Here is a 21,533-nt window from a genome sequence, read left to right as displayed (position 1 = left end):
TGCCGATGCGCCTATAACAATATGCGAAACACTTGGTTCGCGGCCGCGTGGCCTGTCCCTAGAATGATTCCCACGGTCCCCGATATCCCGAGAGTCCGGTCGCCTTCAACGGAGGAGTGTCTGCATGTCCCTGTCCATCGATCACGTCGTCATCCGCGTGCGGCAACTCGACGAAGCCATCGCGAACTTCAGCGAACTGGGCTTCACGGTCCAGCGCGGCGGCACGCACGCCGACGGCGCGACCCATAACGCGCTGATCGGCTTCGAAGACGGCAGCTACTTCGAACTCATCGCCTTTCTGCGCGACGCCCGCGAGCATAAATGGTGGGACCAGGACCATCGCGTGGGCGACGGCTTCGTGGATTTCGCGCTGCTGCCCTCGTCGGTCGGCAAGATCGTCGAAACCGCCGTGGCGCGCGGACTCAGCTACGAAGGGCCGATCCCCGGCGGGCGCACGCGTCCCGACGGCACACGCATCGAATGGCAGCTTGGCCTGCCGCCCTCGAAGGATCTGCCGTTTCTGTGCGGGGATCTCACGCCGCGCTTTCTGCGCGTGGCCGAGGGAGACGTGCGGCATCACGCGAACGGCGCCAAAGGCATCGCCACCGTGACGCTTGCCGTGAACGATCTGGACGCGAGCGTGCGCCGCTATCGTGCCCTCTTCGGCACCGCGTTCGACGTGCATGTTGCGTCGCTGGCGGGAAAGGATGTGAGCCTTGCGACTTTTACGCTCGGCAGCGCGACGATCGTCCTGCTCTCGCCGCGCGCAGGGGCCGAATCGCAGGAGCACGAGGCCGCCGGCTCGCTCGCAGCCGGTCTGCGTGCCGCACTGCGCGCACGCGGCGAAGGCGTGGTCGGCGTTTCGCTCGTCACCGCTCATGCGGCCAATGCCCGGTCTCTGCCGCTCGGGCTCACGCACCAGGCTGCGCTCGAACTCGTGCGGCAGTAGGCACGGCTCGCAGGAACACGGCACGCTTCGCGAGCGATGCGTGCCTGCGAGCGGCACGCGGCCCGCGGCCCACGCCCATTACGAAGCCGTTTGCCCCGCAAGCGGGCCGCCCAGATACGCGTCGCGAATCCGCTCGTCGGCAAGCAAGGCGCCCGCCTCGCCCGATAGCACCACACGCCCCGTCTGCAGCACGTAGCCGCGATGCGCGATCTGCAGCGCGAGGCTCGCGTTCTGCTCCACCATGAAGAACGTCACGCCCTGCCCGTTGATCGTGCGGATCAGTTCGAGCACCTTGTCCACGTAAAGCGGCGACAACCCCATGGTGGGTTCGTCCATGCACACGAGCTTCGGGCGGCTCATCAAGGCTCGCGCCATCGCCAGCATCTGCTGTTCGCCGCCCGAGAGCGTGCCCGCGCGCTGATGCAAGCGTTCCTTCACGCGCGGAAAGAGTGCGAGCATGCGTTCGTAATCCTCATCAATGCCTTCGCGGTCGCGCCGCGTGAACGCACCCATCAGCAGGTTCTCGCGCACACTCATGTCGCCGAAGAGGCGGCGCGCTTCCGGCACGGACGCCACGCCGCGCCGCACGATCTGCGCCGTGGCGAGGCCGTCGATCCGCGCGCCGTCGAAGCTCACGCTGCCCGCGCGCGGCTTGTGCAATCCAAGGATCACCTTCATGGCCGTCGATTTGCCACTGGCGTTGCCGCCCAGCAGGCAGACGATCTCGCCGCGCGGCACGTCGAGCGTCACGCCGAAATGAACCTGGCTCTGGCCATAGTACGTGTCGATGCCCTCGAGACCGAGCAGCGGCGATGTCATGGTGCGGTCCTCGCGGGCGGCAGGGTCGAAAAGCGGAATGACCTGGGCGCGGCTCATACGCTCACCGCCCGGGCGAGATCGTCGGTGCCCACTTCGCGATGGCCGAGATAGGCTTCGATCACGGCCGGATCGCGCCGTACTTCGCCAGGCAGGCCCGAGGCGATCACGCGCCCTTCGTCGAGAACCAGCACGCGGTCCGAAAGCGCCATCACGAGGTCGAGCTTGTGCTCGATGAGCAGCAAGGTGAGCCCATCGCGCTTGAGCTCGACGAGCAACGCCAGCATCTCGGCCGTCTCCGATTCGTTCATGCCGGCCGTCGGTTCGTCGAGCAGCAGGATGCGCGGCTCCAGCATGAGCGCGCGTGCGATTTCCACGCGGCGCCGGTTGGCATACGAAAGGCTGTGCGCGGCGGCGTCGATACGCGGGGTGAGCCGCTCGCCGAAGCGCACGATCGTGGCGAGCGCCCGCTCGCGCAGCGCGGCTTCTTCGTGGCGCACCGAAGGCGGCTGAACGAGCGCGCGCATCACCTCGGCCACCGCGCCGATCACGGGCCAGCCTTTGCGCGCGACGCGCAGACGGGCATGGGCACCCATCAGCACGTTGTCGAGCACGCTCAGATTGCCGAACACGCGGCCGTGCTGGAACGTGCGCGCGATGCCGCGTGCGGCGAGGGTCTCGGGCGCGAAACCCGTAACGTCCTCGCCGTCGAAGCGGACCACGCCCTCATCGGGCATGTCGGCGCCCGCAAGCAGATTGAAGAGCGTCGATTTGCCGGCGCCGTTCGGACCGATCACGCTCACGCATTCGCCGCGCAAAATCGAAAAACTCACGCCGTCGACGGCGGTCAGTCCGTCGAAGCGGCGCGTCACGTTACGCACATCGAAGAGCACTTCGGGCGCAAGAGAAGCTATCGTAGACATGGCGGCAGACCTCAAACGGAACCGAACAGACCTTGCGGGCGGAACCGCACGAGCAGCAACAGCACGACGCCGTAGACGAGCATGCGGTATTCGGCCGCGAAACGGAACAGCTCGGGCAGGCTGACGAGCGCCGTCGCGCCGACGATCGCACCGGCCACGTTGCCGAGGCCGCCCAGGATCACCATCGTGAGACCGAGGATCGACACCTGCGAATCGAAGGTCTGGTAGTTGATATAGCTGTAAAGATGCGCGGCGATGCCCCCGCCGATGCCCGCGGCAAAGCCGCCGCACGCGAAGGCGAGCGCCTTGTAACGGTTGGGCCGCACCCCATAGGCGCGCGCCGCCACGTCGTCCTCGCGCACGGCGCGCCACGTGCGGCCCAGGTGCGAGCGCAGGAGCCTCACCTGCAGGAGCGCCATAACGATCAGGACAGCGAGTGTGAACCCGTACACCGAACGCGCGCTGCCGAGCGTCCAGCCGAAGAGCGATAGCGGTGCGATGCCCGAAATGCCCACCGGTCCGCGCGTGAGGCTATCCCAGTTGAGCACCACGAGGCCGACGATCTCGCCGATGCCGAGCGTCGCGATCGAGACATAGTGACCGCGCAGCCGGAACGACGGATAGACGAGCAGCGTGCCGAGCGCGGCCGTGATGAAGCCGGCCAGCACGATGGTGAGTGCGGGCGACCAGCCAAAATGCGTGGAAAGCAACGCCGACCCATAAGCCCCGATCAGGAGCAGCGCGGCGTGGCCGAGCGAGATCTGGCCCACCGTGCCCGCTACGAGCGTGAGGCTCAAGGCCAGCAGACCAAAGATCCACGCGTTGGTGAGCGTCTGCAATACGTAGTCCGAAGTGATGACGAACGGCAGCAGAACTGCGATACCGCCCAGCGCGACAACGACGGGGCGCGGTATTGCCAGCGCCTTGCGGTTGGACACGAAGGTACCCGTGAGCGGCTCCGGCGGCAGGCGGCGATTGGCGCTGAAAAGCCCATTGGGCCGCCAGACGAGAAAGGCGAGCAGCAGCACGAAGGCGAAGAGATCGCGATAGCTGGTGCCGAAGATCGCCACGCCGTAGCTTTCCACGAGCCCGAGCAGCAGGCTGCCCGCAATCGCGCCGGGCACATTGCCAAGGCCGCCGATGAGAAGCGCCACCACACCCTTGAGCGTGGCCTGGAAGCCCATCGCCGGATCGATGCTGTTGTAGTACATGCCGACGAGGAGCCCGCTCAGTCCGCCCAGGCCGCAGGCGATGGCGAATACCACGCGGTTCACGGCGTTCACGTCCACGCCCATCTGCTGGGCGGCGTCGCGGTCCTGCGCCGTCGCCCGCACGGCCCAGCCGAGGCGGCTAAAGCGCAGGAACGCGTACAGCACGGCCGCGGCGCCCACGCCAATGGCGGCAATCAACACGTCGAGCGAACCGATGGTCGCGCCGCCGAGGGCGAAGGTCCAGTCGGGCAGCGGCGAAGGCACCGGACGCGGATCGGGGCCGAAGACGAGCTGCGCAAGCTGGTCCAGCACGAAGCTGATGCCGATGGTGGCGAGCAGCGGCGCAATGCGTGCGGCACCCTGCAGCGGTCGCAGGCCGACGCGCTCGATGACGACGCCGAGCAACGCGCAACCCGCCACGGTCACGACGAGCGCGAGCGGAAACGGCAGCCCGAGCCGCGTGAGACACAGCCAGCCGAGGAATGCGCCGACCATGTACACGGAGCCGTGCGCGAAGTTGATGAGGTGCGAAACGCCGAAGATCAGCGCGAGACCGACGGCCAGCAACGCATAGATGTTGCCGACGATCAGGCCGTTGATGGTGTAGTCGAGCCAGGCACTCATGGCGTGGTGTCAGCTCCAGTAAGCAAGCGCGGCGATCACTGCACGCGGAGCGCGGGAGCGCCTGCTCCGCCCCGCCGTTTCCAACGAATTCGACATGCCTGATTCCGCGTAATGGATTGAAGTGGGATTGAAGTGCTGCGATCTAATCACGTGGCAAAGAAGCGGACCAACCAAGAAACGCGTCAAAGCTTTTGCTCTCAAGCGTGGATTGCTTATTCCGTTTTCGGCAATGCCCTCGGCATACCCTGTCTGGAGAGATCGCCCGATGTATCGAGTTCATGGGCGTGGCGAGGCGCGCATATCGATATCTGAATCGATTCGTTGTGCCGGTGAGGCATGCCGGGGAGACTCTTCGCCAATTCCGTACTCAGGCTCCCCAAGGGACACACCGCGATGAAACACTCACTTTCCATGGCACATCGCCGCCGCGCGCTCGGGCGTCTCGCTACCTTCGCGCTGTCGTTCGGCGCAGCCGCGCTGCTGGCCTTCAGCGGCGCAGCCAACGCCGCCCCTGCAACCGGCGATCCGGTTTACTTCGGCGTGAGCGGTCCGCTCACCGGCCCGAATGCGCAATATGGCGCGCAATGGCAGGCCGGCTTCGATCTGGCGCTCGACCAGATCAACGCGGACGGCGGCATCAACGGCCACCCGCTGCGGTATATCTTCGAAGACAGCCAGAGCGATCCGCGCCAGGCCGTAACGATTGCTCAGAAGTTCGTGGCCGATCCGCGCGTGCTGATCGAGCTCGGCGACTTTTCCAGTCCCGCTTCGATGGCGGCCTCGCCGATCTATCAGCGCGCCGGTCTCGTGCAGTTGGGCTTCACGAACTCGCACCCCGACTTCACCAAAGGCGGCGACTATATCTGGAGTCCCTCGGTCAGCCAGGCCGACGCGCAGCCGCTGCTCGCCGACCTCGCGGTCAAGCAGGGCTTGCGGCACGTGGCCGTGCTGTATCAGAACACCGATTGGGGCCGCGCGAGCAAGGACGTCTTCGCCAGGGCGGCGAGCGAGCGTGGAGTGCAGGTGGTAGCCGCCGAAGGCTATCAACCCACCGACAAGGACTTCCGCGCCACCCTCGTGCGCGTGCGCGATGCGCACCCGGACGCGCTGGTTCTCATCTCCTACTACGCCGACGGCGCGCAGATCGTGCGGCAGGCGCACGAAAGCGGTCTGAACCTGCCCGTGGTCGCGGCCAGTTCCGTGTACTCGCCCAAGTTCCTCGAACTAGGCGGCGACTCGGTCAACGGCGTCACGACGAACACCAGCTTCTTCCCCGGCGAGCCGCGCCCCGAAGTGCAACGCTTCGTGCAGGGCTTCCGGGCGAAATATCATCGCGACCCGGACGCCTTCAACGCCTATGCTTACGATGCCGTGATCATCGCCGCCGACGCACTGCGCACGGGCGGCGCGACGCGCCAGGGCGTGCACGATGCGCTGCCGAGGCTGCACGACATTCCGACCGTGGTGTTCGGCAAAGCGTCGTTCGATCCGCGTACGCGCCGCATCGACGGGGTGAAGAGCATCAACCTGGTCGTGCGCAATGGACAGTGGGCGCTGCTCGACAGCACACAGGCCGTGGCGTCGAAGCAATAAGGTACTTCGCTTAGCCGGCGGCGCACACACGCCAGCATCGGCGCCGCGATCGCACGGTCGAGCACACGCATTTCCTCGATCGTGATCGTGAGCGCCGAAATCAGCCCATCGGCGCTGCGCCATTCATAGCGGCCGTAGCCTGACCGCGCGGCGCCGCTCTCCTTCTCCGTCATGCACACGAGCCTGTGGCAGTGGTGTGCAAGTGCGCCCGGTTGCGGCTCGCTCAGGCAAAACGTGTCAATCTCGCACGGTGGGCATCCGACCATGCCAAACGCCTCGTCTAATCCGTCTCCTCGGACGGTGGCTTCTCGGCCGGCTTCATCTCGATGGCTTTCTCGCCTGCCTCTGGATGGAACGCGAAGGTCGAAGCGGGAAACACCACCCCCAGCTTCCAGTGATAAGTCACATCGTGACGCGGACGCGTAGTCTGGGTCGTATCGGTCATGATCGTGCGGCACGGCAACGGCCTGTCGCCCTGCTCGATCCAGAGCTCCCAGTCGAGGCCCGGCTGTTGATACGCATAATGCGTGCACCAGCGCGCGCCTATCTTCTCCACCCCCAGCACCCGCGCGGACGTGAGCGCGAGGTTGTCCTCCTTGCCGTAGCCCCAGTAGAACAAATCGGCGAGCGGCAATTCGATGTGCCAGGTATTGGCCAGTTCGCGGGTGAGGTCGTCCAGCGTAGGTGGCGCGTCGTTGCGCGAGTAATAGCCTTTCTTCTGGTTGAAAACCGTGAAGTAATGGCCGTCGTACACGATGCCGCGCACGTTGCCGTTGCCCGCGATCTCGCCGCGCAGGCGGTCGGGACGTCTTACCTCGAGTAGCGTGTGCCGTACCAGCGCGGCGTTCTGGCCGTTGTCGAGCACGACGTCGGTGGACGTATCCGCATCCACTTCGAAGCTGCGCAACGTCCGCAGATAGGACGCCATGGCGTCGAGCGCCGCGCTCGCCTGGGGATCGACGGCGGGCGCAGGAGCCTCCGATGCGGCGGACGGCGCACTGGCCGCCGCCGTGTCGCTGGCCGCGCCTTCCAGATCGGCGAGCGGTGACGGCACGTTCGACTGCGCCTGCTCGTGTCCGGCCCCTTCGGGGTGCGCGCAGCCCGCAAGCACGATCGCCGCGGATACAGCGGCGGCGAGCGCAACAGGGAAGATTCTTTTATTCACATCTTCTCCTTGGAAGAGGCCCTCAGGCAGCGCAAACCGGGCATTGCCGGCGCGAGGCCGCGGGCACGTGCTTCTCACCCGCCCGGGAGCAACCGGGGTGACGCAGCGCCCGATGAAGCCACAGCGCACCGTGTACCGATGAGATTACCAGCCCGTTTCTCGCCCTGTCTCCTAAATGCGCGCCATATCGGCAATGCGTTGCCAGCTGAGATTCAATAGCGCGGATGGTGAGCCGCAGCAGGCTGAACGACCCTCGCTCGGTACAAACCCCTGGCGTGCTCCGTACCGCTCTACGTTATCATCGACTCAGATTTATAGAACGTCGTTCTATTGGATAGAACGCTCAAAAGACCTGATAGACCTACCACCACGCAGTTCAGGAGGAGACATGTCCAGCCTGCCGGTCGATGCGCCACACGAACCGCCCCGAGACGATGCCGCCGCGGCGACGACCGCCGCGTTGATCAACGCCCGCATCGACCGGTTGCCCGCCACGCGTACGGTCTGGATGCTCGTACTGCTGCTCGCCACGGGCGGCTGGTTCGAGTTCTACGATCTGTTCTTCACGGCGTACGTCGGTCCGGGGCTCGTCAAGAGCGGTCTCTACTCCACCACCACCGCCTCGTTTTTCGGCTTCTCCGGGCTCGGCGCCTTTGTCGCGGCGTCGTTCGCGGGGCTCTTCATCGGCACGTTCTTTCTCACGCGCCTCGCCGACCGTTACGGCCGCCGCACGATGTTCACAGCGTCTCTTCTCTGGTACTCCGCCGCCACCTTCATCATGGCGTTGCAGACCAGTGCGGGCGGCATCAATTTGTGGCGCCTGATTGCCGGCATCGGCGTGGGGATCGAGCTCGTGACCATCGACACCTATGTGAGCGAGATCGTGCCCAAGCACATGCGCGGCCGCGCTTTCGCGTTCGTGCATCTCGTGCAGTATTCGGCCGTGCCGGTGGTCGCGCTGCTGGCGTGGTGGTTCGTGCCGCGCGCGCCGCTCGGCTTCGACGGCTGGCGCTGGGTCGTGATGTTCGGCGCGGCGGGCGCGCTGATCGCCTGGGCGATCCGCCGCCAGGTGCCGGAAAGCGTGCGCTGGCTCGCGCAGCGCGGCGAGCTCGAACGCGCCACGCGCGTACTCGCGAAACTCGAAGCGAAGGTCGAAAAGCAGTCGGGCCGGCCGCTGCCGCCCGCCGTCGTGAGCACCGCGCCGCAGCGGGCCGAAAAAGCGCGCTTTGCTGAGATCTGGCAGCCTGCCTATCGCAGCCGCACGATCACGCTGCTCGTGTTCAACCTGTTCCAGTCCATCGGTTTCTACGGCTTTGCCTCGTGGGTGCCCACGCTCCTCGTCTCCAAGGGCGTGACGATCACGCACAGCCTGCTCTATTCGTTCGTGATCGCGGCTTCCAATCCGTTCGGGCCGCTCTTCGGCATGGCCATTGCCGACCGCATCGAGCGCAAGACGCTCATCGTGCTCTCGGCGCTCGGCATTGCCGTATTCGGCTCGCTCTTCGCCATGCAAACCTCGCCCGCCATGCTGATGATATTAGGCGTGCTGATCACGATCGGCGGCACGCTGCTTTCGGTCGGCTACCACGCCTACCAGGTCGAGCTGTTCCCGACGCGCATACGTGCCACCGCAGTCGGCTTCGTCTATTCGATGTCGCGGCTTTCCGCAATGTTCTCGGGTTTCATGATCGCGTTCGCGCTGCGCCATTTCGGCGTGCCCGGCGTGTTCGCGCTCATCAGCGGCGCGATGGTCATGGTGATGGGTGCAATCGGCTTCTTCGGCCCGCGCACCAATAACCGGCCGCTCGACGAAATTTCTCACTGATTGATGGTTACCGTATGGCTGGAGTCACGATGCTGCCCCTCGAAGGCGTTCGCGTGCTGGATCTGTCCAATGTGCTCGCAGGCCCGTTCTGCGCCTATCAACTCGCGCTCTTCGGCGCCGAGGTCACCAAGGTCGAGCACCCCGAAGGCGGCGATCTCGCGCGGCGCCTGGGCGCCGACAAGGACGCCGCCGCGCGCAACATGGGCGCCTCCTTCGTTGCCGTGAACGCAGGCAAGCGCTCGATCACGCTGAACCTCAAGGACCCTCGCGGCAAGGCGATCCTGCTCGATCTCGTGAAAGACGCCGACGTGCTGGTGGAGAACTTCCGCCCCGGCGTGATGGATCGTCTGGGGCTGGGTTACGACTCGCTATCCGCAGTCAATCCCCGGCTTGTCTATTGCGCCATCTCGGGATTTGGTGAGGATGGCGAATTGTCTCGCCGCCCGGCCTACGACCAGATCATCCAGGGCATGGCCGGCGTGATGAGCGTGACGGGCGACGCCGAAAGCGCACCGTTGCGCGTGGGCTATCCCGTTTCCGATACGGTCGGCGGCCTGACCGCGGCACTCGGCATTTGCGCGGCGCTGGTGGACGCCCGCGCGAACGGACGCGGCCGCAAGCTCGATGTCTCGATGCTCGAAGCGACGCTCGCCACCATGGGCTGGGTCGTGTCGAACTATCTGAACGCCGGCGTAGAGCCCACGCCCATGGGCAACGAAAACTTCACGGCCGCGCCTTCGGGCACGTTCCGCACCGGTGACGGTCTCCTGAACATCGCGGCGAACGAAACGCGACAGTTCGAGAGTCTGTGCGACGTGATCGGCCGCCCCGACTTGCCCAAAGACGAGCGCTATGCGGCACGTCATAGCCGCAAGCAGCATCGCGCGGCGCTGAAGGCCGAGATCGAGGCCGCACTCGCCTCCGATAGCGCGCAGCACTGGGAAACCCGCCTGCTGGAACGCGGCGTGCCCGTGGGCCGTGTGCTCTCGGTGCCGCAGGTGCTGGCGCATCCGCATCTGGCCTCGCGCCGCTTCGTGCGCACATTCGACGGCAATGCCGGCGAAGCGCCGCAGCGCGTGACGCGCGCGGGACTGCGCATCTCGGATGCCGATGCCGCCCCCGCCACCCCGGCTCCCACGCTCGGCGCGCACACGCGTGAAACGCTGGCCCAGCTCGGCTACAACCAGGCGCAGATCGATGCGCTCCATGAAGAGGGAGTCATCTGACCATGCCCGCCAATAACACGAATCCCGCGAACTCCGCGAACCTCGCCGCGCTCTGCGCCGACTACTGGAGCACCTCGATCATCGATATTCACCCGGGCTCGATCAAGGTCCGGGGCTATCCGATCCAGGAACTGATCGGCCGCGTGAGCTTCCCGCAGATGATCTGGCTGATGCTGCGCGGCGAGTTGCCCAACGATGGGCAAGCGTCGCTGCTCGAAGCCGCGCTCGTCGCCTCGGTGGATCACGGTCCGCATGCGCCTTCGATTGCGATCTCGCGCATCGCCACGAGTTGTGGTTTGCCGCTCAACGGCGCGATGGCTTCGGCACTCAACGCGCTCGACGACGTGCATGGCGGCGCGGGCCAGCAGGCCGTCGAACTCTACGCTTCGATTGCCGCGCGCATCGAGACGGGCGAGACGCTCGAAGCGGCCGTCGAAGCCGGCGTCGACACGTTCGTCGCGCACCACGGCAAATACCTGCCCGGCTTCGGCCATCGCTTTCACCCCGTCGATCCGCGTGCGGGACGGCTTCTCGCGCTCGTCGACGACCAGGTCGCGGCCGGTGTGATCGAAGGACAATACGCGCGCATCGCACGCGGCGTGGAAGCGCTTCTCAAGCAGCGCAAGGACAAGCCGGTACCGATGAATATCGACGGCGTGACGGCCGTGATTTACGCGGAACTGGGCTTCGCGCCGGAGCTCGCGCGCGGGGTATTCTGCCTCTCGCGCGCCGTGGGCATCCTGGCGCATGCGTGGGAGCAGCGTGGCCGCCACGAGCGCAACAAGGGGCCGATGCCGCGCCAGATTCCCTATGCCTACACGGGCTCGCCCGAACGGCATCTGGAGCACGACTGACACGTCGCGCTTCACCCCACCCCATCGGGCTCTCTCTTTACGCCCGCGCTTCGTGCTGCCGCTTCGCGTCGCGCAGCGCGCGCGAGTCGCCGCCTAGCGCATCGGTAGCGCGCGCGGCGCAGTCGAACAAAGTGTTCAGATGCTGTTCGACGAATGCCTGATCGATGCGCGAACTCGGGCCTGCGAGCGTCAGCACACCGCGCAATGTGTCGCGAACACCGAACACCGGCACGGAAACGCCCGCAGTCTCGCGGTCGCGCTCGCCGATCGACATGCAGTAGTAGTCGCGCCGGATCCGCTCGAACGCCTCGCCGGGCTCCCCACTGAATGCCAGCAGCGCCCGGCCGCCCGATCCCGTTTCCAGCGGCAGCACGTCGCCCTCGCGCACGTGATGGCGCACCACGTGACTCGAATCCACACGATGCAGGCACACGCGAACCGCGTTCTCGCGCACGTAGAACGAGACGCTCTCGCCGCTCGCCTGCACGAGCTCGCGCATGATGGGCAGGAGGATATCGCCCAGATTGAGGCTGCGCTGATAGAGCGCGCCCAGCATGAAAGTCGCGGGACCGAGTTGATAGCGGCCGTCGTCGAGGCGCAGCAGCAGCCGGTGCTGAATCAATGCGCCCGCGAGCCGCAAGAGCGTGCTCTTGTAGAGGCCTGTGCGCGCCGCAAGCTCGGCGAGCGTAAGCGCGCCGTCTTCGGGACGAAAGGCGAACAGGATCGCACACGCGCGATCGATGACAGCAACGCCTTCTTCTTTACGGACCGGATTTTCCGCGGACATGTCGAACATTCGGAAGCAGGAGATCAAGCCTGGATTTTACGCGATGTCCTGCGCGGGTCCCAGCTTCGATGACGCCGTGTGCGTCCCGTCGAATGCGCTTTATCTGGTATCGAAGGCTATTGGCTTGCCCGCGCCTGCGCCACCGACGCGCGCATCGTGACACTCACCGGGAAGACCCGTTCGATCGACCAGTTCGTGCCGTAGCACTGATTGATGAGCCAGCGCACCGCGTTGCGCGTAAGCTCGGCCGTGGGAATATGGACCGAGGTGAGCGAAGGCGCCATGTAGGCGGCCGAATAGTCGTCGTCGTAGCCGACCACCGAAACGTCGCGCGGCACCGCAATGCCGGCCTGCTGCAGCCGCGCGAGCGCGCTCATGGCCATCGTGTCGTTCGCGCAGAAAAGGCCCGTGAAGCGCCGTTTCGTATCGAGCAGCGTTTGCGTGGCCGCATAGCCGCCCTCGGGCGAAAAGTCCGATTCGATGTGCGTCACCTTGTTTCGCGCGATGCCGTGGCGCGCAAGCTCGGCAAAGAAGCCTTCGAGACGCGCCACGTTGTCCGAAGACGAAGCCGGGCCGCCTATCACCGCGATCTCGCGATGCCCGTGCTCGACGAGCGTGCGGGCAGCCAGCGCACCGCCATTGACGTGATCGGCGCAAAACGAGGCTTCGGGCAACTGGCCGAAGGCGCGGTTCAGGAACGCCATGCGCGGATGCAAGCCATGCAGCATCGCGAGGTCTTCGTCGTGCAGATCGTGGCTGATCACCACCACCCCGTCGCAATCGCGGCCGATCAGAAAGCGCACGGCCTCGATCGCCTGCTCGCGCGGCGAAGCCTCGCCGCAGCCCGTCGCCACCACCACATGGCGGCGCACGGCGCGCAGTTCCGTATCGGTTTCCTTGAGGATCGTTCCGTAGTACGAACCAAAAAAGGTCGGCACGAAAATGCCGATGATGCCGAGCGACTGCGTAGCCATCGCGCGGCCAATCGACGACGGCCTGAAGCCGAGCTGCTCGATCGCGGCCTGCACGCGCGCCGCCGCCTCGGCCGATACCGGCCCCTTGCCCGAGATCGCGCGCGAAGCGGTCGAAAGGCCCACACCGGCCAGTGCTGCCACGTCTTTCAGGGTCGCCAAGTTGTATCCCTCTCCGTTTGCACCCGTGGCTCAGGTTCGCGCTTCATGTCTGCGCGTGATGGGTGGCTTCGGCACGCTTAAAGCCGCGTGCCGGTCTCCTCGTCGAAGAGCGAAACGTGCGCGTCCGCGAAGCTGAACGGCACGGGGGCGCCGCTCACGAGCGGCGTCTTGTCCTGATCGATCGATGCGATTTGCGTGCCATGATAATCGAGCCATAAAACACGGTGATTACCCATCGGCTCGATCAGGGTGAGACGCGCCTGCCAGGACCCATCGCCGCCGTGGCTGCCATCGCGCGCTGTGCCGTTCTGGGCGGCGCGCACGTCCTCGGGCCGCACGCCCAGCACGCACGGCCGGGCGAGATCCGGCGCCCCGCGAAACGCATACTGCGTCACGTCCACGGCGAGATGCGGCGTGCGAAACCACAGCTTGCCCTCGTCGGCCGCGAGCGTGCCGCGCAGCAGGTTCATCGGCGGCGTGCCGAGGAAGGTCGCGACAAACAGGTTGTCGGGCCGCGCATAGACTTCGGCAGGCGTGCCGAACTGCTGGATCACCCCGCCCTTCATGACCGCCATGCGCGTGGCGAGCGTCATGGCTTCCACCTGGTCGTGCGTCACGTAGATCATCGTCGCGCCCAGACGCTGATGCAGTTGCTTGAGCTCGCGGCGCAGTTCGGTGCGCAACTTGGCGTCGAGATTCGAAAGCGGTTCGTCGAAGAGAAACACGTCCGCCTCGCGCACCAGCGCCCGCCCGATCGCCACACGCTGGCGCTGGCCGCCGGAGAGCTGGGCCGGCTTGCGCGCGAGCAGCGGACCGAGTTGCAGCATGTCGGCCGCGCGCTTCACGCGGCGCTCGATCTCGGCCTTCGGCGTGCCGTTGATGCGCAACGCGAAAGACAGATTGCGCTCGACATTCATGGTCGGATAGAGCGCATAGGACTGAAACACGAGCGCGATGCCGCGGTCCTTGGGGTCGGCCCAGGTCATGTCTTCGCCGCCGATCTCGATGCTGCCGTCGGCCACGTCGATGAGTCCCGCGATGCTGTGCAGGAGGGTCGATTTCCCGCAGCCCGAGGGGCCGAGCAGCACCACGAATTCGCCGGCGCGCACGTCGAGATCGAGGTCCTCGATCACGGTATTGGCACCCAGTTCGATGCGCAGGTTGCGCACCGCCACGTTCGCTAGATTCGACATAGCCCTATCCCTTGACCGCACCGGACGCGATACCGCGCACGAACCAGCGTCCCGAAACGAAGTAGATGGCGAGCGGCACGAGCGACGTGAGGATGGTGGCCGCCATATTCACGTTGTAAAGCCGCTCGCCCGTGGTCGTGTTGATGATGTTGTTCAGTTGCACCGTCATCGGCAGGTTCTTCGCACCGGCGAACACGAGGCCGAGTATGAAGTCGTTCCAGATACCCGTGACCTGCATGATGATCGCGACCACGACGATGGGCACCGACATCGGCAGCATCAGCTGAAGGAAGATGCGCCAGAAGCCGCCTCCGTCGATGCGGGCGGCCTTGAACAACTCCTGCGGCAGCGACGCATAGTAGTTGCGGAACAGGAGCGTCATGACGGGCATGCCGAAGATCGTGTGGATCACGACGATGCCGGGCAGCGAGCTGAAGAGATGCACGAAGGCCAGCACGCGCACGAGCGGATAGACCATCACCTGCACGGGAATGAATGCGCCGGCAAGCAGGATCGCGAAGAGCAGCCCCGCGCCGCGCGGCCGCCAGAACGACAGCGCGTAGCCGTTCACGGCACCCACGGCAATCGAGAGGAACGTGCTGGGCACGACGATGCGCACCGAGTTCCAGAAGCCCACGCGGATGCCCTCGCAATCCAGCCCCGTGCAGGCGGAAGCCCAGGCGTCGCGCCACGGCGCGAACGTGAAATGCACGGGCAACGCGAGCAGGTTGCCGAGGCGGATCTCGGCCATCGGCTTCACCGAAGTCACGAGCATCACGTAAAGCGGCAAGAGGAAAAACAGCGCCGCCGTGAAGAGAAACGCATACACGCCGAGGCGCGCAGGCGTGAAGCGCGCGCGCCGCTTCGGGCGCTGCGCGTGGCTGCGCCGCGCCGGCGGCGGCGCGTTCAGCGTATCGGAAGGCGTGCTCATCGGCGGGCCTCCTTCAGGGCCGCACGGCTGCGTGCGTAGAAAAACGGCGCGAGAATCGCGAGCACCGTGGCCAGCAGCACGATCGACGCCGCGGAAGCCAGCCCGATATTGGCGCGATTGAAGAGGTAGTCCATGATGAACTTTGCGGGCACTTCGCTCGCCGTGCCGGGGCCGCCCTGGGTCATCGCGACCACGGCGTCGTAGAGCTTCACCACCATCACGAAGAGCAGCACGAACGCCGTGGACACCGACGTCCTGAGCATCGGCACCACAATGCTCGCATAGACGCGCCAGCGCGGAATGCCGTCGAGCCGGGCTGCTTTCCAGATTTCGTCGTCGATGCTGCGCAGCCCCGCGAGCATCAGCGCCATCACGAGGCCTGACGCTTGCCAGACCGTCGCGATCACGAGCGTATAGATCGCGAAGCGCTGCGAGACGATCCAGTCGAAGCGCGCGTTCGCGAAGCCGAGATGCTGCAGCACGGCCTGCACGCCCAGTTCGGGGTTGAGGATCCACTGCCACACGAGCCCCGTGGCCACGAACGACATGGCATACGGATACAGGAACACCGTGCGCAGCGCCCCCTCGGCCGCGACGCGCTGATCGATGAAGATCGCGAGCAGCAGCCCGATCGCAAGACAGGCGACGATGAAGCAGACGCCGTAGATCGCGAGATTTTGCAGCGAAACGATCCAGCGGTCGTTCTCGAAGAGACGCACATATTGCGTCACGCCGGCGTAGGTATTGGACGGCAGCGAGCGCGAAAAGCTCATCGAAACGCGCGCGGTCCAGAGTATCGTGCCCAGGTACGCGAACACGACTGTCGCGGCCATGGGCAGAAGCGCAATCCACGCGGCGAGCGAAAGACGGCGCCGCGCAGGCGAAAGCGTCTTCGCCTGGCGCCGCGCGGAATGCAGCTTGAGCGCGTACATGATTCCGCCTAGCTCTTGATCGCCGTGGCAAAGGCCTTCTGCGCGTCTTCGACCGACTGGTTCTTGTTCCAGAAGTTCGTGATGACGTCCTGCAGCGCGCCCTGCACGTCAGGCGAGATCAGCATTTCCGGGTTAGGCAGTTGCCGCGACTTGTCCTTCATGATCGTCATGCCCTCCTTCGCGCAGATATCGAAGCCCGAGGGGTCGACGTCCGGACGAATCGGAATCGCACCCTTGCGCTGGTTGAAGGCCGCCTGCGCCGGCGGCGAGGTCATCACGGTCGCCAGCAACTGCTGCGCCTTGATCTGCTCCGGATTGTCGGTCTTCGGAAAGACGAACACATCGCCCGCCACCATGTAGGGCGACTTCGGACCGAAGCCCGGGAAGCAGCCGAAGTCCTTGCCAGCGACCTGCTTCGCCGCCGAGAACTCGCCCTTGGCCCAGTCGCCCATGATCTGCATGCCGGCCTTGCCCGTGATCACGAGTGCCGTGGCGTCGTTCCAGTTGCGCCCGGGCGAGCCGGGATCGACATAATTGTGCAGCCGCTTGAAGGTGACCAGCACGTTGCGGAACGCCGGCGAATTGACGGCGTTCACGTCGCGGTCGCGATAGACCTTCATGTACAGGTCGCGGTCCATGTCGGCGAAGATCGCGTCGAACGTGATCTTCTCCTGCCACGGCTGGCCGCCCAGCGCGAGCGGAATCAGTCCGGCCGCCTTGAGCTTGTCGAGGTCCGCGAAGAGTTCGTCGAAATTCTGCGGTTCACCCTTGATGCCGGCCTTCGCGAAAGCCGGCTTCGAGTAGAAGAACCAGTCCTGCATGTGGATATCGACGGGCGCCGCATAGAAGTGCCCGTTCACCTTGATCGACGTGAGAATCGACTCGGGGAAAATGCCGTTCCAGTTCTCCTTTGCCGCGACCGCATCGACATTGTTCAGGAGTCCCTGGTCGATGAGATCGTGAAACTGCTTGGACGTATTGAACTGCGCGGCGGTGGGCGGATCGCCGCCGACGATGCGGTTGAGCGCCGTGGAGCGCGCCTGGTCGGCCCCCGCAATGGCATTGTCGACCCACTGGCCGCCCGCCTGGTCGTAGGCGAGCGCGAACTGCTTGATGGCGGCCGATTCACCGCCCGAGGTCCACCAGTGAATCACGTTGGCCTTCAACGGGGCATCGGCGTGGGCCGCCACTGCGCCGGCCAGCGTCAGCGCGGCGACGACACCGCGCAGGACAGGTACGTTGTGCTTCATTGCGTCTCCTCCGGTCGTTCCGGGTTGTTCTGCATGAGCGAACACACTACGTTGCCGCTGCGAGGCGCATTGCACGCCTCGACGGAAGGGCGCGCGGCGCGCGGGGGTTATGCCGCGCCGCGTTCGCGCCGGCTCGCGATGAAACGCGCGAGCAGTTCGGCGCTGCGCTTGGGCGTGCGCTGTTGCGTGTCGTAATCGACGTGCACGACGCCGAAGCGCCGCTCATAGCCGAACGCCCATTCGAAATTGTCGAGCAGCGACCAGACGAAATAGCCGCGCACGTCCACGCCCGCCTTGATCGCCGCATCCACGGCGGCCAGATGGCGCTTCAGGAACGCGATGCGCTGGCTGTCGTCCACCTCGCCGTCGATCACGCGGTCGTTCGACGCCATGCCGTTTTCGGTGATGTAGATGGGCGGCAGGCCCGCGTACTCGCGATGAAAACCGATCAGCAGATCGCGCAGACCGTCGGGGTGGACCTCCCAGCCCATCTGCGTGCGCTCGACGCCTTCGAGCGGCACCTCGACGAAACCGTGCCCGCCGTCGCTCTTCACGTTGGTACGGAAATAGTAGTTGATGCCGAGGAAATCGAGCGGTGCGGCGATCGTGCGCAGATCGCCCTCGAGCACGAGCGGCTCGGTGCCCGGCCAGAGTTCGAACAGGTCCTGCGGATACGCGCCCTTGAGGAGCGGATCGAGAATCCAGGCGTTGTGCTGCACCTCGAACAGATGAGCCGCGCGCACGTCGGCGTCCGAAGACGAATTCGGCGTGCCGCGGCCCACGTTCGCGACAATGCCCTTGGCCGAGCCGGGATCGTTCGCGCGCAGCACGGGAATCGCGAGGCCGTGCGCGAGCAGCAGATGATGCATCGCCTGGGTGGCGTAGCGCGGGTTCGCGAGGCCCGGCGCGTGATGGCCGTTGCCGTAGCCGAGATACGCGGAACACCACGGTTCGTTGAGCGTCATCCAGCCGTCGACGAGACCTTTGAGCTCGCGGCTCATGAGGTCGGCGTAGTCGGCGAAGCGGTAGGCCGTGTCGCGGTTGAGCCAGCCGCCGCGATCTTCCAGGTGCTGCGGCAGATCCCAGTGGTAGAGCGTGGCGAAGGTGCGGATGCCTTTCTCCTTCAGGCGCTCCAACAGGGTGCGGTAGAACGCGATGCCTCTGGCGTTCGGGCGGCCCGACGCGTCCATCACACGCGGCCATGCGATCGAAAAACGATAGGCCTCGAAATTCAGGCTCTCCAGCAGGTCGAGATCGCTCGCCCAGCGGTGATAGTGGTCGCAGGCCACGGCGCCCGTGTCGCCCGCGAGCACCTTGCCGGGCGTTGCGCTGAAGGTGTCCCAGATCGAAGACAGCCGGCCGTCTTCGTGAACGGCGCCTTCGATCTGGTAAGAGGCGGTGGCCGCGCCGAGCAGGAAGTCGCGACGCCAGAGCGATGAATCCTCGGGCGGCGTGAACGGGTCGTCGTCGAGCGTGGCGGGGGCGGCGGATTGCGGCGAGGCTGCGGTGTCGTAAGTCACGGGAGCTCCTGCGCGAATAAGGATCCGGGGCACATGCGGGGTGCCGGTCCCGGATGAGTGGAAGCGCTTCCACTGGCTTCTGGCGCACGATAGCAGTCGTGAAATCGGCTGGACAATCAGGGTTTGTCTGGGGGTATCGGGTGAAAGGCGATTGAATGGGACGTGAGACCGCGGGCTGCCTGCTATAGTCCCTGCTCCCTCAATTCATCCCCTGGCGCCTGCGACCGAATGAGCCACACGCTGGAACACGACCTCGTGCAGATCGTCCAAAAGAATCGCTGGAACACGCTGATTCTCGATCGGGCAGCGGCACTCGGCTGTGAAGACTGGTGGCTCACCGCGGGTTGCGTGGCACAGTCGGTATGGAACCATGTTGCAGGGCGCGATATCCATGCAGGTATTCAGGACTACGACTTTTTCTACCACGCCCCGGATACTTCCTGGGAAGCGGAAGACGCCGTGATCGACAAAGCCAGAAGGCTCTTTGCCGATCTGCCCGTCGAAGTTCAGGTTCGCAACCAGGCCCGCGTTCCGCTCTGGTATCAGGAGAAGTTTGGCATTCCGTTCGGCGCAGTGACCCGCGCCACGGATGGAATCGACCGGTTTCCGTGTGCAACCGTTGCCGTCGGTGTACGGCGCCGAGACGCAAGCGTTGAAGTCTATGCGCCCTTCGGCTTGCAGGATCTGTTCGACGGGCGTCTGAGACCCAACAGGCGGCTACCCATCCCGCACGTGTACCTGGAGAAAACCGGTCGCTGGCAACGGGAATGGCCCCATCTTGTGCGGGAATCCTGGTAGGGACGAGGCGAAGCGTCACGCGAAGCCCGCCTGCCCGGCCCCTCCCCCTCAAGTCTCCGCGTGAATGTTCAGATCCGGCCGCGCCGCAGCCAGCGCCTCATGCAAGGTCGGATAAATATTCCCCGCCCCCACTACGGGCGTAATCCCATGCCGGTCCATATCGGCATGCAGATAGCGATTCACGCGCCCGAACACCACCTTGATTCCCCGCTGCTCCAGCGTCTCGCACAGATCGTTCACTGAACGCCCGGCCGAATAGTCGAGATCGGTAATCGCCGTCGCATCCACGACCAGGCATCGCACCGGCGTAGGCGCACTGTCGATCAGCAGTTTCACTTCGTCGACGAACAAGTGATCGTTCGCATAGAAGAGATCGGCGCCGAAGCGATAGACGATCAAACCCGGCGCCGTCTGCATGCCCGGCTGCGAGGTCTCCGGCAGCCAGCGCCCTTGTGCATTGGGCACGAGCACCATGGTGTGCGGCCGGTAGCTGTGACGCACGTGACGCAGCAGCGAGAGCCCGATCGCAATCAGAATGCCGTTCTCCACGCCGATCACCACCACGGCGACGGCCGTCGTCACGGCGAGGCGAAATTCGCCGCGGCTTTCCTTGCGGATGTCGATCAGTTGCCCGATATGCACGAGCCCCACCGCAATCGTGAAGACGATGGCGGCCAGCACGCAGTGCGGCAGATACTGAAGCCAGCGGCTCGCGAACAGCAGCACGAGCAGCACCACGCCTGCGAATACGAGTTGTGCGAACTGGCTGCGTGCGCCCGCCGAATCGGCCATCGCCGTCTGGGTGGGACTGCCGTTCACGACGAAAGCGCCGCTCAGGCCCGCGGCGACGTTGGCCGCCGCGAGGCCCAGCAGGTTCGCATCGTCGTCGGTGCGCTCGCGATACTGCTGCGCAAACGCGCGGCTCGTTGCGGCGCTCTGGGCGACGATGATGACGAAGCACGACGCCGCCACCTGAAGCAGATCCACCACCTGGAACCAGCCCACAGCAGGGAAACTGAACGGCGGCAGGCCCCCCTCCACCGGCCCCATGATCGATATGCCGTGCGCAGCGAAATTCAGCGAGGCGCTGAACGCGATGCCCGCGACCACGGTCACGAGCGGCACGGGCCAACGCGGCCGGTAGTGCTTGAAGACGAGAATGACCGCGACCACCGCCGCGGCGATCGCAAACGTGGGCCACTGGATGTGCGGCACCTGCTTCACGATCTGCCCCAGCTGCACGACGGTCCTGCGCGAAGACACCGTGACACCCAGCATGTCGCCGAGCATCGCAATGCCCACCTGCACGCCCACGCCCGTGAGAAACCCCACCAGCACCGTGCGCGAGAGGAAGTCGGCGAGAAAGCCCAGACGGAACACTCGCGCTATCAGCAGGATCAATGCGGTCAGGAGCGCGGTCATGCCCGCGAGGGCGACGTATTGCGCGCTGCCGGGCGCGGCCATCGTCGAAAGACGGCTCGCGAAGATGGTGGCCGTGGCCGAATCGGCGGCCACGACGAGATGCCGCGAAGCGCCGAAGAATGCGAACGCAACCAGTGGCAGAAAGCCGGCATAGAGGCCGGTGACGGCGGGCATGCCCGCAATGCGCGCATAACCCAGCAATTGCGGCACGTTCATCGAGGCGAGCATCACGCCCGCCAGTGAATCGCGCAGCGCCGAGGCCCGCGTGAGCGGACGGACTCCCTTGAACGGTTCAAATGCCATAACGCCTTCCTTTCAATGCCTGCATCCGCTTGTGCTCCTGCCCGGGTTTCGATAAGCGCGTATGGTAGCGCGGGTTGC

Annotated in this window: 18 protein-coding genes; 6 read left to right on the top strand and 12 right to left on the bottom strand. The window is 65.4% G+C overall.

What is annotated here, in order from left to right:
- Window positions 1–124: 124 nt before the first annotated feature.
- On the top strand, window positions 125–949 hold the full coding sequence (locus U5760_RS00780; RefSeq protein ID WP_322008908.1) for a VOC family protein: 825 nt from the start codon (window positions 125–127) through the stop codon (window positions 947–949).
- 78 nt (window positions 950–1,027) lie between these two features.
- On the opposite strand, the gene U5760_RS00775 is transcribed toward U5760_RS00780, so the two are convergent.
- The 3 genes from U5760_RS00775 to U5760_RS00765 are packed head-to-tail and all read right to left on the bottom strand — an operon-like array spanning window position 1,028 to window position 4,523.
- Window positions 1,028–1,825: an ABC transporter ATP-binding protein gene (locus U5760_RS00775; protein WP_322008906.1), complete on the bottom strand. Its 798-nt coding sequence runs from the start codon at window positions 1,823–1,825 to the stop codon at window positions 1,028–1,030.
- The gene (locus U5760_RS00770) at window positions 1,822–2,688 is read right to left on the bottom strand and encodes an ABC transporter ATP-binding protein (protein WP_322008904.1); all 867 of its coding nucleotides are present in this window, start codon (window positions 2,686–2,688) and stop codon (window positions 1,822–1,824) included. The genes U5760_RS00775 and U5760_RS00770 overlap by 4 nt, the downstream gene beginning before the upstream one ends.
- A gap of 11 nt (window positions 2,689–2,699) precedes the next feature.
- Window positions 2,700–4,523, bottom strand: coding sequence for an ABC transporter permease (locus U5760_RS00765; RefSeq protein WP_322008902.1), 1,824 nt, complete (start codon window positions 4,521–4,523; stop codon window positions 2,700–2,702).
- A gap of 411 nt (window positions 4,524–4,934) precedes the next feature.
- Here U5760_RS00765 and U5760_RS00760 point away from each other — a divergent pair, with 411 nt between their 5' ends.
- Window positions 4,935–6,116 (top strand): ABC transporter substrate-binding protein, encoded by a 1,182-nt coding sequence (locus tag U5760_RS00760; RefSeq protein ID WP_415914034.1) that lies wholly within the window; start codon window positions 4,935–4,937, stop codon window positions 6,114–6,116.
- A 280-nt stretch (window positions 6,117–6,396) separates the two neighbouring features.
- Here the strand turns inward: U5760_RS00760 and U5760_RS00755 are convergent, their stop codons facing one another.
- On the bottom strand, window positions 6,397–7,281 hold the full coding sequence (locus U5760_RS00755) for a DUF2092 domain-containing protein (protein ID WP_322008900.1): 885 nt from the start codon (window positions 7,279–7,281) through the stop codon (window positions 6,397–6,399).
- Window positions 7,282–7,669: 388 nt separating this feature from the next.
- Between U5760_RS00755 and U5760_RS00750 the strand changes: the two genes are divergently transcribed.
- Genes U5760_RS00750 through U5760_RS00740 form a run of 3 tightly spaced genes read left to right on the top strand, consistent with a single transcriptional unit; the run spans window position 7,670 to window position 11,186 of the window.
- Window positions 7,670–9,106, top strand: coding sequence for an MFS transporter (locus tag U5760_RS00750; protein ID WP_322008899.1), 1,437 nt, complete (start codon window positions 7,670–7,672; stop codon window positions 9,104–9,106).
- Window positions 9,107–9,135: 29 nt separating this feature from the next.
- Window positions 9,136–10,332, top strand: coding sequence for a CoA transferase (locus U5760_RS00745; protein ID WP_322008898.1), 1,197 nt, complete (start codon window positions 9,136–9,138; stop codon window positions 10,330–10,332).
- Between the two features lie 2 nt (window positions 10,333–10,334).
- Complete coding sequence (locus U5760_RS00740; protein ID WP_322008897.1) at window positions 10,335–11,186, top strand: citryl-CoA lyase; 852 nt, start codon at window positions 10,335–10,337, stop codon at window positions 11,184–11,186.
- A gap of 37 nt (window positions 11,187–11,223) precedes the next feature.
- On the opposite strand, the gene U5760_RS00735 is transcribed toward U5760_RS00740, so the two are convergent.
- The 7 genes from U5760_RS00735 to U5760_RS00705 form a co-directional block, all read right to left on the bottom strand.
- Window positions 11,224–11,973, bottom strand: a complete 750-nt coding sequence (locus U5760_RS00735) for an IclR family transcriptional regulator (protein ID WP_322008896.1) — start codon at window positions 11,971–11,973, stop codon at window positions 11,224–11,226.
- A 116-nt stretch (window positions 11,974–12,089) separates the two neighbouring features.
- Entirely contained in the window at window positions 12,090–13,106 is a 1,017-nt protein-coding gene (locus U5760_RS00730; RefSeq protein ID WP_322008895.1) for a substrate-binding domain-containing protein, read from the bottom strand.
- Between the two features lie 77 nt (window positions 13,107–13,183).
- A complete protein-coding gene (locus U5760_RS00725; RefSeq protein ID WP_322008894.1) occupies window positions 13,184–14,299 on the bottom strand; it encodes an ABC transporter ATP-binding protein in 1,116 nt (371 codons plus the stop codon).
- A gap of 4 nt (window positions 14,300–14,303) precedes the next feature.
- Window positions 14,304–15,230: a carbohydrate ABC transporter permease gene (locus U5760_RS00720; RefSeq protein ID WP_322008891.1), complete on the bottom strand. Its 927-nt coding sequence runs from the start codon at window positions 15,228–15,230 to the stop codon at window positions 14,304–14,306.
- Window positions 15,227–16,162, bottom strand: coding sequence for a sugar ABC transporter permease (locus U5760_RS00715; protein ID WP_322008889.1), 936 nt, complete (start codon window positions 16,160–16,162; stop codon window positions 15,227–15,229). Before U5760_RS00715 ends, U5760_RS00720 begins: the two co-directional genes overlap by 4 nt.
- A gap of 8 nt (window positions 16,163–16,170) precedes the next feature.
- Window positions 16,171–17,412 (bottom strand): ABC transporter substrate-binding protein, encoded by a 1,242-nt coding sequence (locus U5760_RS00710; RefSeq protein ID WP_322008887.1) that lies wholly within the window; start codon window positions 17,410–17,412, stop codon window positions 16,171–16,173.
- A gap of 107 nt (window positions 17,413–17,519) precedes the next feature.
- A complete protein-coding gene (locus U5760_RS00705) occupies window positions 17,520–18,932 on the bottom strand; it encodes a GH1 family beta-glucosidase (RefSeq protein WP_322008885.1) in 1,413 nt (470 codons plus the stop codon).
- Window positions 18,933–19,160: 228 nt separating this feature from the next.
- Between U5760_RS00705 and U5760_RS00700 the strand changes: the two genes are divergently transcribed.
- On the top strand, window positions 19,161–19,730 hold the full coding sequence (locus tag U5760_RS00700) for a nucleotidyltransferase family protein (protein WP_322008884.1): 570 nt from the start codon (window positions 19,161–19,163) through the stop codon (window positions 19,728–19,730).
- 48 nt (window positions 19,731–19,778) lie between these two features.
- On the opposite strand, the gene U5760_RS00695 is transcribed toward U5760_RS00700, so the two are convergent.
- Complete coding sequence (locus tag U5760_RS00695; RefSeq protein ID WP_322008883.1) at window positions 19,779–21,455, bottom strand: SulP family inorganic anion transporter; 1,677 nt, start codon at window positions 21,453–21,455, stop codon at window positions 19,779–19,781.
- Window positions 21,456–21,533: the final 78 nt, after the last annotated feature.

The sequence above is a fragment of the Paraburkholderia sp. J12 genome, from assembly GCF_905220215.1.
Classification (GTDB): domain Bacteria; phylum Pseudomonadota; class Gammaproteobacteria; order Burkholderiales; family Burkholderiaceae; genus Paraburkholderia.
Note: the sequence above shows the minus strand (reverse complement) of the source record. Positions and strands in the feature narration are given on the sequence as shown.

Excerpts from the sequence above, each read along its gene's own strand:
- U5760_RS00780 (WP_322008908.1), top strand. The coding sequence starts at position 125 with ATGTCCCTGTCCATCGATCACGTCGTCATCCGCGTGCGGCAACTCGAC.
- U5760_RS00775 (WP_322008906.1), bottom strand. The coding sequence starts at position 1,825 with ATGAGCCGCGCCCAGGTCATTCCGCTTTTCGACCCTGCCGCCCGCGAG.
- U5760_RS00770 (WP_322008904.1), bottom strand. The coding sequence starts at position 2,688 with ATGTCTACGATAGCTTCTCTTGCGCCCGAAGTGCTCTTCGATGTGCGT.
- U5760_RS00765 (WP_322008902.1), bottom strand. The coding sequence starts at position 4,523 with ATGAGTGCCTGGCTCGACTACACCATCAACGGCCTGATCGTCGGCAAC.
- U5760_RS00760 (WP_415914034.1), top strand. The coding sequence starts at position 4,935 with ATGGCACATCGCCGCCGCGCGCTCGGGCGTCTCGCTACCTTCGCGCTG.
- U5760_RS00750 (WP_322008899.1), top strand. The coding sequence starts at position 7,670 with ATGTCCAGCCTGCCGGTCGATGCGCCACACGAACCGCCCCGAGACGAT.
- U5760_RS00745 (WP_322008898.1), top strand. The coding sequence starts at position 9,136 with ATGCTGCCCCTCGAAGGCGTTCGCGTGCTGGATCTGTCCAATGTGCTC.
- U5760_RS00740 (WP_322008897.1), top strand. The coding sequence starts at position 10,335 with ATGCCCGCCAATAACACGAATCCCGCGAACTCCGCGAACCTCGCCGCG.
- U5760_RS00735 (WP_322008896.1), bottom strand. The coding sequence starts at position 11,973 with ATGTCCGCGGAAAATCCGGTCCGTAAAGAAGAAGGCGTTGCTGTCATC.
- U5760_RS00725 (WP_322008894.1), bottom strand. The coding sequence starts at position 14,299 with ATGTCGAATCTAGCGAACGTGGCGGTGCGCAACCTGCGCATCGAACTG.
- U5760_RS00720 (WP_322008891.1), bottom strand. The coding sequence starts at position 15,230 with ATGAGCACGCCTTCCGATACGCTGAACGCGCCGCCGCCGGCGCGGCGC.
- U5760_RS00715 (WP_322008889.1), bottom strand. The coding sequence starts at position 16,162 with ATGTACGCGCTCAAGCTGCATTCCGCGCGGCGCCAGGCGAAGACGCTT.
- U5760_RS00710 (WP_322008887.1), bottom strand. The coding sequence starts at position 17,412 with ATGAAGCACAACGTACCTGTCCTGCGCGGTGTCGTCGCCGCGCTGACG.
- U5760_RS00700 (WP_322008884.1), top strand. The coding sequence starts at position 19,161 with ATGAGCCACACGCTGGAACACGACCTCGTGCAGATCGTCCAAAAGAAT.
- U5760_RS00695 (WP_322008883.1), bottom strand. The coding sequence starts at position 21,455 with ATGGCATTTGAACCGTTCAAGGGAGTCCGTCCGCTCACGCGGGCCTCG.